Origin of the sequence: Gemella sp. 27098_8_155, assembly GCF_041433725.1 — a bacterium.
In the GTDB taxonomy this organism is placed as follows: Bacteria; Bacillota; Bacilli; order Staphylococcales; family Gemellaceae; genus Gemella; species Gemella haemolysans_D.
Window position 1 is genome coordinate 24,767 of record NZ_JAPWCA010000003.1, and the last position, 15,179, is coordinate 39,945.

The 15,179-nt window shown below is 29.6% G+C and carries 9 protein-coding genes; 6 read left to right on the top strand and 3 right to left on the bottom strand.

Annotation, left to right across the window (positions count from 1 at the left end; translation table 11 throughout):
- Positions 1-21 precede the first annotated feature (21 nt).
- The 5 genes from O5Y44_RS02050 (at position 22) to O5Y44_RS02070 (ending at position 5,600) form a co-directional block, all read left to right on the top strand.
- On the top strand, positions 22-1,086 hold the full coding sequence (locus tag O5Y44_RS02050; RefSeq protein WP_371465391.1) for a glycosyltransferase: 1,065 nt from the start codon (positions 22-24) through the stop codon (positions 1,084-1,086).
- A 14-nt stretch (positions 1,087-1,100) separates the two neighbouring features.
- Positions 1,101-2,249, top strand: coding sequence for a hypothetical protein (locus O5Y44_RS02055; RefSeq protein WP_371465393.1), 1,149 nt, complete (start codon positions 1,101-1,103; stop codon positions 2,247-2,249).
- Positions 2,250-2,332: 83 nt separating this feature from the next.
- Entirely contained in the window at positions 2,333-3,436 is a 1,104-nt protein-coding gene (gene glf, locus O5Y44_RS02060; protein ID WP_261086813.1) for a UDP-galactopyranose mutase, read from the top strand.
- On the top strand, positions 3,429-4,457 hold the full coding sequence (locus O5Y44_RS02065; protein ID WP_271986776.1) for an acyltransferase family protein: 1,029 nt from the start codon (positions 3,429-3,431) through the stop codon (positions 4,455-4,457). The genes glf and O5Y44_RS02065 overlap by 8 nt, the downstream gene beginning before the upstream one ends.
- 57 nt (positions 4,458-4,514) lie before the next feature.
- Positions 4,515-5,600 (top strand): glycosyltransferase, encoded by a 1,086-nt coding sequence (locus O5Y44_RS02070; protein ID WP_371465396.1) that lies wholly within the window; start codon positions 4,515-4,517, stop codon positions 5,598-5,600.
- A gap of 113 nt (positions 5,601-5,713) precedes the next feature.
- Here the strand turns inward: O5Y44_RS02070 and O5Y44_RS02075 are convergent, their stop codons facing one another.
- Complete coding sequence (locus O5Y44_RS02075; protein ID WP_371465398.1) at positions 5,714-8,626, bottom strand: SEC10/PgrA surface exclusion domain-containing protein; 2,913 nt, start codon at positions 8,624-8,626, stop codon at positions 5,714-5,716.
- 338 nt (positions 8,627-8,964) lie between these two features.
- On the opposite strand from O5Y44_RS02075, the gene O5Y44_RS02080 reads away from it, so the two are divergent.
- Positions 8,965-10,374, top strand: coding sequence for an oligosaccharide flippase family protein (locus O5Y44_RS02080; RefSeq protein ID WP_371465400.1), 1,410 nt, complete (start codon positions 8,965-8,967; stop codon positions 10,372-10,374).
- 229 nt (positions 10,375-10,603) lie between these two features.
- Here the strand turns inward: O5Y44_RS02080 and O5Y44_RS02085 are convergent, their stop codons facing one another.
- Both O5Y44_RS02085 and O5Y44_RS02090 read right to left on the bottom strand, forming a co-directional pair.
- A complete protein-coding gene (locus tag O5Y44_RS02085) occupies positions 10,604-12,640 on the bottom strand; it encodes a UvrD-helicase domain-containing protein (RefSeq protein WP_271964955.1) in 2,037 nt (678 codons plus the stop codon).
- On the bottom strand, positions 12,640-14,892 hold the full coding sequence (locus O5Y44_RS02090; RefSeq protein WP_271964954.1) for an AAA family ATPase: 2,253 nt from the start codon (positions 14,890-14,892) through the stop codon (positions 12,640-12,642). The genes O5Y44_RS02085 and O5Y44_RS02090 overlap by 1 nt, the downstream gene beginning before the upstream one ends.
- Between the last annotated feature and the right edge of the window lie 287 nt (positions 14,893-15,179).

A 15,179-nucleotide genomic window follows, 5' to 3' on the forward strand; every position in this document is an offset into this window, starting at 1 on the left:
TTGAGAGGAGACTAGTTATAAATGTTATATTATATAAAAATGCATAATGGAACAGAAGAAACTGCTGGGCCTAAGGCACCTAATGATATTTATGAATTTACAGAGGAATTAGGAGGAAAAAGCATAGGATTTAAAGTACCTCCCAATAAAGGTGATTTACACAGAAAGTTATGGATGCTGACTGTTGGTATTTCTCAATGGGGGAAAGTATTTGCAAAACTAGGGAAAGGAGATGTTCTTGTTTATCAACACCCAGCTAACGGTACTAGGATAGCAAATAAAATAATTCCCTGGATTAAAAAAATTAAGAAAGCAAAATTCATTGTAGTTATTCATGATTTAGAAAGTTTAAGGAAATTATCATATATGTATAATGATGCAATTCATAAAATAGCAGATAATGAATTACTGAATAATTTTGATAAAATTATTTGTCATAACGATGAAATGAAGAAGTATCTTATTGATAGAGGAATCTCCGAAGACAAACTAGTAAGTTTAGAAATATTCGATTATATTAGTTCATTAGAAATGAAAGATAACTATTATAGTAATTCCTTAGCAATTGCAGGAAATTTATTTCCTGAGAAAAGTCCCTATATTTATAAATTAATTGAACATACTTTTAATTATCAGTTAAATCTGTATGGTCCTTATATGGATAAAAATATTAAATTAGGCGATAATATAAAGTATTTTGGAAGTTTTAAACCTGATGAATTGCCAGGAAAATTAGAAGGTAAGTTTGGACTAGTATGGGATGGAGACAGTTTAGATACTTGTAGTGGAAATACAGGAAACTATTTAAGATACAATAATCCGCATAAAACGTCCCTATATTTATCAGCAGGAATTCCAGTTATCATTTGGAAAGAAGCGGCAATGTCTAATTTTATAGAAAAACATAAAGCAGGTATATTAGTTGAAAGTTTAACAGAAATTGATGATGTAATTAATAATATCTCGGATAGTGACTATACTGAATTGAAAAATAATGCTATTCAAATAGGTATGCAACTTCGTAATGGATATTACTATAAAAAAGCAGTACAGAAGTGTTTAGATAATATGAATAGTAATAAATAGAGTAGGGGGATACTATGAAGATAACATTAGAGAAAAGTTCCCTAAAGAATTTTTTATTTTATTTTGCATACAGTATATATTTGGGGTACAATCTACTAGATACTTCGTTTTATTCAAAAAACATCAATGTATTTGGTAATTTATTAATTATAATTGTGTTAGTAATGTTGATATTTAAGGAAGTTATTGATTTTAAAGTTAATTCTAGAGATTTAACGTTGTTTATAATTCTAGCAATTATAGGTGGATTATTTTTTAATTATATGGACTACAACTATGCTATGTTACCTTTTTTTGTATATTCAGCAAGAAATGTGAATACTACTACTATAGTTAAAATCTCTTATAGAATAAGCTTAGTATTATTAATTTTTATTATAGTGAGTAGTTATTTAGGGTGGATTACTAACTATATAACTTATGATGGTGGAAGAGAGAGAGAGTATGTTGGATTCAGATATTCGTTATTCGGCCCAGCTATTTTATGTAACATAATATTCTTAAAAGTATACTTAGAAAAAGACAATATAAAATGGAGAACATTAATGTTTTTGATTATTGGAAATTATGCTTTATATGAATTTACTGATTCAAGGCTTACTTTTGGATTAGGAATGTTACTTCTTATCTTAACAATATTAATAAAGTTGTTCTCTAAATTTAAAAGAGTTTTAATGAATAAGATACTTATTGGCTCATATGTAGTATCTGGATTGCTTAGCTTGTACTTTACTATTGGTTACAACCATCTGAGTGAATGGCACTCAAATATTAATGAATTTTTAGGTGGAAGACTCTCACTAGGATATAGTACTTTAAAATACTATGGTTATGGTCTACTTGGTAAAAGAATAACGTTAGTAGGTAATGGCTTGGACGTTGATGGGTATATTACAACAGAAACTTATGATTATGTTGATAATTTATATATTCAATTATTATTGAAATTAGGTTTATTATTTTTAGTTATATTTATACTAGGAATGACGATAGTAATGTGGAGGGTGTATAGGCTTAATGACATCTATTTATATATAATATTCTCTCTACTTGCTTTACATGGAATTATAGATGATCTGATGATATTACCACAATACAATAGTTTCTGGTTTGTAATTGCGGCATTATTCTATAAGACCAGGTTAGATTTACAAAATGAGTAGTAAAAAATATTAAAATATAAGTTTAATTTAAAGTTGAAAAATAAAAATATGATAAGTTATATAGTCATTTATAGGAGGAACAAATGTACGATTATTTAATAGTAGGAGCTGGATTGTCAGGTGCAATCTTTGCTCATGAAGCAACAAAACAAGGAAAAAAAGTAAAGGTAATTGATAAACGTGACCACATTGGTGGGAACATTTATTGTGAGAACGTTGAAGGAATAAACGTTCACAAATATGGTGCACATATCTTCCATACTTCTAACAAAGAAGTTTGGGATTATGTGAATCAGTTTGCTGAGTTTAACAACTATATTAACTCACCAGTGGCAAACTACAAAGGTAAATTATACAATCTACCTTTCAATATGAATACTTTTTATGGATTATGGGGAACTAAAACTCCTGCAGAAGTAAAAGCTAAAATCGCTGAACAAACAGCTCATCTGCAAGATAGTGAACCTAAAAACTTAGAAGAACAAGCAATTAAACTTATTGGTACGGATGTTTATGAAACTTTAATTAAAGGTTATACAGAAAAACAATGGGGACGTAGTGCAACTGAACTACCACCATTTATTATTAAACGTCTTCCAGTACGTTTCACATTCGATAACAACTACTTTAATGATAGATACCAAGGTATTCCAATCGGTGGATATAATGTTATTATTGAAAACATGTTAAAAGGTATTGAAGTAGAACTAAATGTAGACTTCTTTGAGAACCGTGAAGAGTTAGAAGCAAGTGCGAAAAAAGTTGTATTTACAGGAATGATCGATCAATACTTTGATTATAAACATGGAGAATTAGAATACAGAAGTCTTCGTTTTGAGCATGAAGTATTAGATGAAGAGAATTACCAAGGTAATGCTGTAGTGAACTACACAGAACGCGAAGTTCCTTACACTCGTATTATCGAGCACAAACACTTCGAAAAAGGAACTCAAGAAAAAACAGTTATTACACGTGAATACTCAGTAGATTGGAAACGTGGAGATGAACCATACTACCCAATTAATGACGCTAAAAACAATGAAATGTATCAAAAGTATTTAGAAGAAGCAAAAGGTAAAGATGTTATCTTCTGCGGACGTCTTGCGGACTATAAATATTATGATATGCACGTAGTAATCGAAAGAGCTCTTAATGTAGTAAGAGAGGAATTAGGTAATAATGACTAAAAATAGAATAAACTGGATAGATTTTGGGAAAGGATTCACAATCTTTTTAGTTCTATTAGGTCATGTATTTTTAGGGTTATATGAATCTGGGAAATTTCCAAGCTATGATAAGATGTTAATAACAATAACATCTCAGGTTTATATTTTCCATATACCGGTATTTTTTGCTTTATCAGGTTTTTTCTTCAAACCTGTAGAAGACTTAAAAATTTTTAAGAAGTATGCATTAAAGAGAACTGTAATATTAGGTTTGCCTTATATATTCTACTCTATAATTCATTTTATTCTGCAAAAAGCAGCTGGATCATCAGTAAGAGTTCCAACGACAATACATAATTTAATTGATATATATAAGACTCCACTTGGAGTATCGTGGTATTTATATACTTTATGGATTATATCAATGATATATGGATTATTGTCTGTCTATATAAAAAGAAAAGAGATATTATTTATAATTAGTGGAGTAAGTTTTGTAATTTCTCTATTAATGAATTTCGATATCTACATAGTTCAAAAAACACTAGTATGGGGAATGTTCTTCATGTTAGGGGCAATACTACGTTCAGTAGATTTAAGTAAATTAAGTATCAAGTTAGTGGTTGGTGGAGCTGTAATCTTCGATATAATTTATATGTTATGTTGGTCGATTTATTACAGACCAAATGTGAAGAAAATGTATGTAACATATGATACACCACAGTTATGGGCTATTGCATTTATAGTAAGTGTAGGAGTAGCATTTGTAATATATCCTAGATTAGAGAAGGTATTTCCAAGGTTCTTTAACTATTTTTCTAAATATGGTAAGGATAGTTTAGGAATATACATATTACATGCTCCGATTTGTAGTATGTTAAGAATAATTATGTTAAAAGCAGGAATCACATCAGTATATATACATATAATCTGTGGATTAGTACTAGGTTGGTTTTTATCGATAGTAGCTACTAATATCCTTAAAAAAATTCCGTATATCAATATTGTATTGATGCCACAAAAATACATTAACTTTAGATAGTAATATCTAAACTAAGAATGAGAGGATTTAATTATGTATAAAATATTAGTTTTTGGGATGACAAATAATAGAGGTGGTATGGAAAGTGTCATAAAAAATTTCTTTACATACATGGATAAAGACAAGTTCCACTTAGATTTCGTATGTACTCGTGAGGGTGAGATAGGGTTTAAAGAAGATTTTGATAGATTATCTAAAAGCCCAATTCAATACCATAGAGTGCCAAGAAGAAGGGAACAACCTGTACTCTATAAAAAAGCTCTGGAAAAAGTATTTAAAGAAGGTAATTATGATGCAGTTTGGATTAATGCCTTAATGATTGTTAATTTAGGGAATATGAAAATGGCAAAAAAATATGGTGTGAAAAAAATAATTTTACATTCACATAATGCTAAAACTACAGCTAAGCAATTTTCTAATTTAGTTCATGATGTTACAAAGCAATTTGTTCATCACTATGCTACTGATTTCTGGTCGTGTAGTAAACAAGCTACTGAATGGATGTTTCCGAAGAAAATTCATGATAAAGTTAAGTGGATTCCTAATGCGATTGACATTGATAAATTTATTTTTAACGAAGAAAAGAGAATTAAACTTAGAAAAGAGTTTAATATAACAGATGAAGAGTTTATTATAGGTAATGTTGCAAGGATAGATTACCAAAAAAATCAAGAATTTATTATAGATGTATTTTCTGAATTTGCTAAAAGAAAAGATAAAACAAGGCTATTTCTAGTTGGTGGGGGAGATACGAGTAGTTTAGAATTACAAGCAACAGAACTAGGGATAAGAGATAAAGTAGAATTTCTAGGAATGAGAAGTGATGTTGAGGAATTGTGTAGTATGTTTGACTTCTTCATATTCCCATCAAGATTTGAAGGTCTGGGAGTAGCTCTATTGGAAGCTCAAGCAAATGGTATTCCTATACTTGCTTCGGATGTCATTCCGCCTGAGGTTATAGTAAATTCGAATTATTACTATCTTTCATTAAATGATTCTCCAATTAAATGGGCTGAAAAAATATTAGAACTACACCAAGAAAAAAGAATTGATACAAATATAGTTAAGAATAATTTAATAGAAAAAGGATTTGATTTAGTTTCTGAAACTAAGAAAATAGAGAATATTTTATTAGATAAATAAGATAAATTAAAAATAAGATTCAAGGTGTTCTAATGAATACTTTGAATCCTATTTTTTAGATATGAAAATAGAGGTTGAAGCGTGCCTTCACCTCTATTTATCATTTTAGTTAATTAGTTTTTTGCTTTTCTTAATCTAGCAGCAATAGCTAAAGCAGCAAGTGCTGCAACTGAAGCAACTCCATTTTCGCTTTGTCCAGTGTTAGGTAATGCTTTTAGTTTAGCATTAACTTGAGATTGAACAGGAGCTTTAGGTTGTTCAGTAGTACTTGGAGTTTTTTGAGAACCAGGATTTCCAGGTTTTGGTTTTGGCTGTTCAGAAGCACCAGGTGTTTCTTGTTTTCCAGGAACTTCAAGAGTGCCAGGGTTACCAGAAACTCCAGGAGTGCCAGGGTTACCTGGTTGTGTTTGTTCAGGAACTTTTGGTCCTACTGCCACAACCTCATCAACTGCAGGAGTAAGAATAGTTTCTTCTCTAGCTGTATCAACTACAGTATTTCCTGATTTAAATGTGATAGTTTTAACAGATTTACGACCTGTAACACCTTTAGTTTTAACAACACGCTCTCCTTCTTTAAGAGATGAATCTAATTCTTCTACAACGTTGAATTTGATTTCTTCTTCTTTAACTTCTTCAGTGAATGTTAATTCTGGATTTCCAGGCTGAGTTAAATTACCTATGTATTGTTTTAGAAGGTTTTTGTATTCTTCTTCTAATTTAGCAAGTTCAGTGTGTTTATCAGCTAAGCATGTTTCTAATTCTTTTAATTTAGCATCTGCAGTCTCTTTATCAGCTTTAGCTTTAGCATAATTTTCTTTAGCATTTTCAAGAGAACGTACTAATTCTTCTGCTTCATTTTTAGCAGCTAATTTAAAGATGACTGAAGGAGCAGCTTTTTTAACGTCTTCATCTGCCTTAGCTAATTTATCCTTAGCTTCAGCAAGAGCAATTTTAGCTTTTTCAGCTTCTTGTTTAGCTGTTTCTAGAGCAGTTTTAGCATTATTAATTTCATCGGATTTATTACTAATACCTTTGCGTAAGTTGTCTAAGTTAGTTTCAGCATCTTGAAGAGTTTTTTCAGCAGCTGTAAGTTTGCTAGTTGCATCTTGAAGAGTTTTTTCAGCTACTGGTAATTGATTTTTATATTGCTTAGCAGCATCTAAGTTGTTTTGAACTGTAGTAACCTCAGTTTGTGCGTCTTTAACTGCTTTTTCGGTAGCTTGTTTTTTAGCACTATATTCTTTTGCAGCTGTTGGATCATTTTTGATTTCAGTCGCATTAAATTTAGCTGGATCAAGAACTATACTGTTTGTATCTTGACCAGGAGCTGTATTTTCACCCGCTGTTTGGAAGTTGTGAACAAAAATCTCTAGATTAGAGTAATATTCAGTTCCAAATTGTTTTGGATTAACACTCACGGTAGCAGTAACACTTGTTGCATTATATTCAGAAGCTTTACGCCCTAGCTTGTTTCCTTCTCCATCTTTACGGAAAGCGATACTTCCACCGATTGATAGAGCATTTTCCCATTTACGGTGATAATTACTTCCACGAAAATCTTCATCGTTAGTAAACATTTTTTGTTTGTACGCTTCAAAAATATACTCTTTTAGTTGTCCCATCGTCATTGTAAATTTTGGATTAGCAGCTTCTTGTAGTGAAGGATAGCTCTTTTCTTCAATGAACTTACCATCCCGAGGGTTTTTAGTAACTTGCATAATATCTGCTTGGTTTTGATTGTTATCAGTTTTATATGATAAACCATTTGCTCTAGCAGCAGCGTTTATTCCATCGTAGTCATAGTTAGCATAATTGAAGCTACTACCTTTAAGAACTTTTTTATATTTAGAATTCTCTGTAGGATCATTTGGATTAGTAGTTCCTTGGAATTTAGCGTTGTTACGATTAGTTGCAGCTTCATTTGCAAATTTTTCCATACCTACAGTTGTCTTAACTTTAGGGTTTCCTAGTTGTTCACGGATTTGGTTAACGATGTGAAGACCGAATAAGTTAATCTCTCTCTTTTGATCAGCTGTTAAGTTCCAAATATCAACTTCACGCGTGTCAGTTGTATTAGTGTATGTATTTTTAGCCATATTAGTTTTTGCTAATTGTTTTAATTTTTCAGCATTAGCATTTACTTCAGCTTGGTTTCTTGTGCTAAGTTCGTTGGCACGTCCATCACCAGTGTTATTTGGATCATTTTCACCCATCAATTTAGCACGTTCATTTAATGCAGCTGCAAAGTCAGCACCTAAATTAAATTTAACATCAGAGAAATCGTATCCTTGAGGAGCATCTCCAAGATCTTTAAGTGCTTTTTCTTTTTCTGCTAAAGCTTGTTTTTTAGTAGTTAACTCATTATTTAAAGTAGTTACCTTTTTAGCTGCATCAGCATCAGCTTTTTCAGCGTCAGTTTTAGCTTTTTCAGCATCAATTTTAGCTTTTTCAGCGTCAGTTTTAGCTTTTTCAGCGTCAGCTTTAGCTTTTTCAGCAGCAGTTAGAGATGGAGTACCATTTTCTAAGTCTTGTACTTTTTTAGCGGCAGTATCAACAGAAGTATTTGCTTTATCAGCAGCAGCTTGTTTTGTTGCTACATCTTTAGTAAGAGTTTCTTGATTAGTTTTTTTAGCTTTTAGATCATCTTCCGCAGCTTTAACATCTTCCGCAGCTTTAGCTGCATCGTCTTTAGCTTTTTGAATAGCAGCAGGTGTAGCTTCGCTTAGTTTCTCAGCTGCATATTTTTCTTCACTATTAGCTTTTTTAGCGATTAAAGCTAATTCAGGGCGTTTTTTTTCTTTTTCCTCGATAGCAGCTTTAGTGTCTAATACTTTCTTTTCGGCGTCTTGTAATTGTTCTTTAGTTACTGTAGTTTTACTTTCAGTAGCATTAGTAGAAGTTGGAGTAGTATCAGCAGCTAATGCACTACCGTCAGCGTAAGCAACAGCTCCAACGATACTAAGTCCTACTAATGCAGAAACTGTCCCAAGTTTGCTTTTTCTTAATGAAAACGTTTGTTTCTTCATAATATTACTAAGTTCTCCTTTATATTTCTATTTTTTAGTTATTTATAAGTACATAAATATAATTTATTCTATCATAATTATCAAACTAACTCAAATTATTTACGTTATTTTTAATAGTTTCTTAAATTAATAGTTATTATTAAAATACAAGGTTTTGGAGTAAATATTTATTAATAAAATTCTATAATGAAATATATTTGAAATGGTGATATATTTTTCTATTAATTTATTTTAGAAATAGTTGAAATATGGAGATAAATTCCGTATACTTATACTAGTAATAAAAATTTAGAAATCTCCTATTTTTAGGGGTTTTTCATATGTGATGAGGAAATATAATGAAAGTAATAAAAAATTATTTATATAATCTTTCGTATCAAATATTAACGATAATATTACCGATAGTAACGGTTCCGTATGTTACGAGAATTTTCACTAGTGAAGCTTTAGGGAATTATGTATTTTATAATTCTATAGTGAGTTATTTCTCGTTATTTGCGATGTTAGGTATTGGTGTTTATGGTACGAAGCAAATAGCGGCTGCAAGTGATGTAAGTAGCGTATTTTGGAATATATATGCGATTCAACTTATCGCGAGTATATTAGCAATTTCTGTTTATGTAATATCGATATTTAGTATCCCACAGATGGGAGGTATACTACCATTAATAGTGGGGATTACTCTATTCGCAAATATGATTGACATCTCGTGGCTATTCTCAGGTAAAGAAGATTTCAAGAAAATAACAATAAGAAACGTAGTTATTAGGCTTATTGGAGTAATCAGTATTTTTACCTTTGTTAAAAGTAGTGATGACTTATATCTTTACGTATTTTTAATTGTTATCTTTGATTTCTTAGGACAATTTGTAATGTGGGTGCCGGCGAAGAAATTCATAAAACGTCCTTCATTTAATGCGAATGCTATTAAGAAAAATCTACATCCTATTGTATTGTTATTTTTACCACAAGTAGCGATATCACTTTATGTTGTTTTAGATAGAACGTTATTAGGACTTTTAGGATCGTACTCGGATGTGGGGATTTACGAACAAGGTCAAAAATTAATTAGTATATTACTTAAGGTTGTTAGTTCACTAGGAGTTGTTATGTTACCGAGAGTTGCGAATCTTCTTTCTGAAAGAAAAGATAGAGAAGCGCAAAATATGGTGAAATTCTCATTCATTTTGTATAACCTTATAATCTTCCCCATGATTTTTGGCCTAATTGCGGTGAATGAAGTATTCGTTAAATTATTCTTAGGACAAAACTTCCAAGATGTTAAGTATGTATTATATATTATTGTGTTTAACATTATGTTTGTAGGTTGGACGAATATCCTTGGATATCAAGTGTTAGTAGTAAGAAATAAGAACAAAGAATTTATGCTATCGACAACGATTCCTGCATTTGTCAGTGTGGCTGTTAACATTGCTGTTATTCCGTTTTTCGGTTATATCGGAGCGAGTATAACATCTGTAGTTGTTGAAATTTTAGTATTCGCCATCCAATGGTATTATAGCCGTAATATTATTAATAAGAACTTACTGTTCAATAAAGATTTAGTAAAAATCATATTGTCATCCCTTGTAATGTTCGGGGCTGTAATGTTCTGTAAAATGACACTAAGATTTGATGGAATTGTAGGTCTTGTAATTTACCTTGCAATCGGTGGAATTAGTTACTTAGGTATGTTATTCTTACTGAAAACTGTTAATATCAAAGAGATGAAGGCAATGCTTAAGTAGGTAGTATAGTTTTGATATATTAGATTTATAAAATTTGTGGGCTTTTAAAATTATAGAATTTAAGGGAGTGACTCAATCAGAGAAATCGATTTTGTTGAGTCACTCCCGGCAAAGTTTATTAGATATCTAAAGGTTCTTATAAAGTGTATTTAAACGGGGATAAATTATTTTGTTTAGAGATTTTTTTATTTAAGACTTTTAAGTCAGCACTTTTTTGCTGAATAAGAATTTAATATTGTTTGTTATTAAGGTAAAGTACGAACTTCTCTCCAAAAATTTCTTTTATATTTTCTAATGAATCTTCAGGGGAATTGTTTTTATAAATGACATGAAGATTAATTCTTGCTCTTGAAAAAGCAACGTATAGTAGATTACGAACTTTTTGAAATTGTGAATCAGAAGCAGCTGAAGGAGAGTGGTATTTTTTAAAAAAATTTTCACAATAATCATTTCCCTTTGCAAAGTTATCTTGCAATACAACAACTACATTGTCAAATTCTAATCCTTTTGAACCATGCAATGTATAATAACTAATTCCTTCATTTTTGGTGCCATCAAAAATATAGTTATACCATTTGAAAAATATAGAAATATTTAATTCAAAAAAATCATCGATAACTGTCATTTCTTTTTTGGAGTCTTCCGAATCTTGAGAATAGTAGAAATAATCATGTGCACGATCCTTTATATTGGCTAATATTTCCTTTTCAGTATCATCTATCGAGAATATTTTCCTTAAAATTTTTTCCCCTGAGATATACCCTTTGATATTAACAATTTTTTTAATACACTTATTGATTGTCAGTGTTGACAAGTTAATTTTTCTTAAACTACTAATGAATTTCTGCATCTCTGCAAACGTTAGTGCTGATTTATATGGAGTTATAAATTGGACAATCTCTCTAACTGTTGAATTATCATTTTTTATTTTTTGGATAAAGTCTATGAAAGTTAAAATATCTCTTAAAAACCATCCCATATGCTGTAAATTCTTCTGTAAAAATTCTTTAGTTATGTTTTCATAGTTTTTTCCACTAAATCGGGGAGATTTTTTCAAAACTGTCAATATTTCATCAAATCCTCTTGCTTTTGTAATATCGTCATTCTTCATTAAAAGACAGGCTGTATTATTGGTTAGATTTTTTTCTTGTAGAAAACTAGGTAGGTTAAAATTATCTTCTGCAATATAAAAATTATAAGATCCATTGCTAAAATTAGTGTATATAGACTGTTGACCAAAATTATCATTTCTAATTTTTTCAATCAAGCCTACTATTTGTGAAGAAGAACGGCGGTTAAAATTTTTTTCAATAATTTGATACTTATTTTTTTGGGGAAGAATCCCTACTCCAGTTTCATAAATATTCTGTAAAGAATCCCCAAAGAAACCTACCATAAATTTTTTCTTTGAACTTGTATATTCTTTAATACTATCAATAATACTAACAACTTTTTTATCAGTATCTTGATACTCATCTACTAAGACATATGGATATCTATCTGAAAATAATTTTTTTAATATATTCTGACTTGTAATAATATTTTCACAGTAAAGTAACAATGTATCGTGGCTAATTATATAATTTTCAAGTTTATCTCGATTTTGAATAGGATTATAGATAACCTGTTTAGATTTTTTATCATCAATTTGTTTCAATGTTTCTTCAAGTTTGTGTTTCTTGATAACAATCTTAACTAAACTTCTAAACGTTTTAACATTACTTAAATAGGGAGAAAAGTATTCACGGTATTCTTTAATCATAGATTTAAATTTTTCTGCGGGAGTACTAGGTGTATTATAGAAAATTTTCAAAAACTCTTCATCGATAATCGCATTTTTAAACTCAATCAGATTAATACTTCTAGAAAGAGGATTATCGTTTATATTTTGTTCGAGCTCCTTAAGTGTTTCTTTAATTTTTTTCTCATGTTCTATGGTTAGTAATTCTTGCTGAATAGCGATAAATCCCCAAAGAAACTCATGGATTGTGGAAACCACTACTGAAGAGTTCTTCCCAAGTCGTTTAAGAATTTCATCTTTTGCAGCATTAGTATAAGTGATACATAAGATTTTTTGATTATTTTGTTTTAAAGTTTTCTCGTTTGTTTTTAAAACATGCTCAATTGATTTTTGAAGTGCATAAGTTTTTCCAGCTCCTGCACCAGCATCAAAACAAAAACTTTCAAAGTTATCCAGACATGTGCTAATGTTTTGCTGGATATCTAATTCTAATTGTTTGTTTTCTGGACTAATTGTATATAACATTATTCATACTCCTTAAAATAATTACAAAGCGAGTTTAAGCCTGATTCAATATACTTAGGTAATTTGAGATTAAACTCTTTATCTGTTATTGATAAATACACTATTCCGGTAGAAAACTTTGTTTTATCATTAGACAAATCTACTTGATATATGTAAGATTCCTCAACAATCTTGAAACATTCTTTGATATTTGAAAAGCGCTCCTTATTTGGATGGACATATTTTAGAAGCTTAATTAAGGATTGTGTATATTCTTGTTTATCTTTATCTACTGCATTTGTTAAAATAATTGCTTCTTCAAAACTAGTAGCATAATATCCATTTATTTTACCTTGAGAGTACAGAGTGATAGTATTACTATAATCAATATGTAATTCTTCCTTATTTACAAGTTTCTCAATTAATTTAGGGTTAATTTTAGTATATTTGGCTTTTTCATCATCTATTTCTTTTCTTACAAAATATTGTATAGTTTTATTAGTGCTTAGACACTCGGTTGAGTTATCGTATTCAGAACTCAAATCGTTAATGTTAGTAGATAGTTTTTTTATTATTTTACCGTTTTTATTTTTGTTTTTTCTTTTTAAATCCAAATCTGTAAAAATAATAGTTTTAAGGCCTAGTAACTCTAATAACTCAATAAACTTATGAGAATGGGCGCCATCAATTCTATAAATTTTCACATGATGATTTTTCAAAATGGGATGCGTATCAATTTCATATCTTAAATATGTTTCTTCCGAAATCCCCTCAACTAAAATGACTGCGTCAGCAAAGAAAAGATCTGATGCCTCTAATCTTAAATATTTTTTTATATATTCATAGGTTTTTTTATCAATATTTCCATTAGATACTATTGCTGTATCACTGATGTTCTGTATAGTATTATTTTCATCTAGTCGACCTAGATAACTAATATTATTTAGAGTGTTTCCTGATTGAATCTTACTGTTTAAGATATGTGTTGAGTGAGTTGTGATGATAATTTGAAAAGTATCTAGTTGCTGTTTTTTACCTAGTAAAGTAGCAATTGCTTTTGAAATATTCTTTATAAATAATTCTTGCATTTGAGGATGCATAAATGACTCTGGTTCTTCAATACAGAGAATATTTACTGAACCGTTGATATCTTTCTCGCTATATAGTTCAATATAGTCAACAATCTTTGCAATAATAACCATCAAGTTTGTATATCCCATACCAAACTGACTTTCAGGTATGTTATTATTTCCCTCTTGGTACTCATAAATAATACTATTTGTAAAAATCTTCTCTAAAGTCACATCTGGATGCAAATTCATTTTTAAATTTTTAGTTGATTCAATGCTAGATACTGCGCCTTGAAGAATATTCTTTATATTGGTATCAACCATATCCTTTACTTTATAATTAATATCATCAACTAAAGTATTAATTGCTTTCATATCATTATTTTTCACATATGTTGAAACTATTTTATTGTAAGCTTGGGAAAGGATCTTGTCATTTTTAACCGTATTTGCTTCTATTGTATCCACTTTTAATAACGGAGCTAGAGAGAAATCTTTAGATGGCTCATACCTTCCTTTAGCATAAAAATTTAAAACAAAGTAATTGCTACTAAATAAAGCTAAATATTGTCTATATTGAAGCTCTTTGCTATAGTTTAAAAATTCTTTATCTTGGTGATTCTCTCTTTCTGAGTAACTAGTCTTAAGGTTAACAAGTTCTTCTGAGAAAGATTGAGCATCAGCAACTTCGTACTTAACATCGATAGTCACTTCAGAAATCTCCTCTGTTTCTTGTTCTTCTTGTATTTTAACTGTTTTTATCCCACTTAAAATTAATATATCTTCGAAACTTGAAATTAAATCATTTCCATCATCAATTCCTAATACCAACTGAAACTCTAGTTTAGGAAACTCAGATTTATCAATACTTCTTATTTCTTCTTCAGATTTATTACTAATATTAGTTTTATACCAATTTGCTAATATTTTTAAATTAAAGTCCGTATACTTGAAAACATTCCTACTACCTGCCTTGGTATTTTGTAATGTAGTTAATAATTTGATAATTGTACTTTTACCAGAGTTATTTTTACCTACAATAAGTGATGAATTTTTTGATATATACTCTTCTGTTTTATTTATCTTAGTTTCATGATCTTCATTATCCGATATTTCAGGCCATTTACTATGAGCAAAGTTAATAGTCTGAAAGTCTTTGCCATATTTTCTATAATTTTTTATTGATAAACTTTTTAAATACATAAAATCCCTCCTGCTTTTTTAGTTAGTAGTTTTTCTTTTATTATTTCTGATAACAGAATTAAATGGTTTGTACATGATATGCTAATGAGTATAGATAATCACGGTATCATTTTATGCAAAAATGAAAAATACACTTATATTATAACATCGGGAGTTACTATTTAATACTAGAATGTTACTTAAATTTATCAATTATATAATAACTTACCTATTATAAGATTGATAAAATAAAATTCTAAAATTTTATGTTGGTAAAACGTGAAAAATAATATAGTATAATCTAATAA

What these genes read in the sequence shown, in the direction of transcription:
- O5Y44_RS02050 (WP_371465391.1), top strand. Translation starts at nt 22, where the DNA reads ATGTTATATTATATAAAAATGCATAATGGAACAGAAGAAACTGCTGGG.
- O5Y44_RS02055 (WP_371465393.1), top strand. Translation starts at nt 1,101, where the DNA reads ATGAAGATAACATTAGAGAAAAGTTCCCTAAAGAATTTTTTATTTTAT.
- glf (WP_261086813.1), top strand. Translation starts at nt 2,333, where the DNA reads ATGTACGATTATTTAATAGTAGGAGCTGGATTGTCAGGTGCAATCTTT.
- O5Y44_RS02065 (WP_271986776.1), top strand. Translation starts at nt 3,429, where the DNA reads ATGACTAAAAATAGAATAAACTGGATAGATTTTGGGAAAGGATTCACA.
- O5Y44_RS02070 (WP_371465396.1), top strand. Translation starts at nt 4,515, where the DNA reads ATGACAAATAATAGAGGTGGTATGGAAAGTGTCATAAAAAATTTCTTT.
- O5Y44_RS02075 (WP_371465398.1), bottom strand. Translation starts at nt 8,626, where the DNA reads ATGAAGAAACAAACGTTTTCATTAAGAAAAAGCAAACTTGGGACAGTT.
- O5Y44_RS02080 (WP_371465400.1), top strand. Translation starts at nt 8,965, where the DNA reads ATGAAAGTAATAAAAAATTATTTATATAATCTTTCGTATCAAATATTA.
- O5Y44_RS02085 (WP_271964955.1), bottom strand. Translation starts at nt 12,640, where the DNA reads ATGTTATATACAATTAGTCCAGAAAACAAACAATTAGAATTAGATATC.
- O5Y44_RS02090 (WP_271964954.1), bottom strand. Translation starts at nt 14,892, where the DNA reads ATGTATTTAAAAAGTTTATCAATAAAAAATTATAGAAAATATGGCAAA.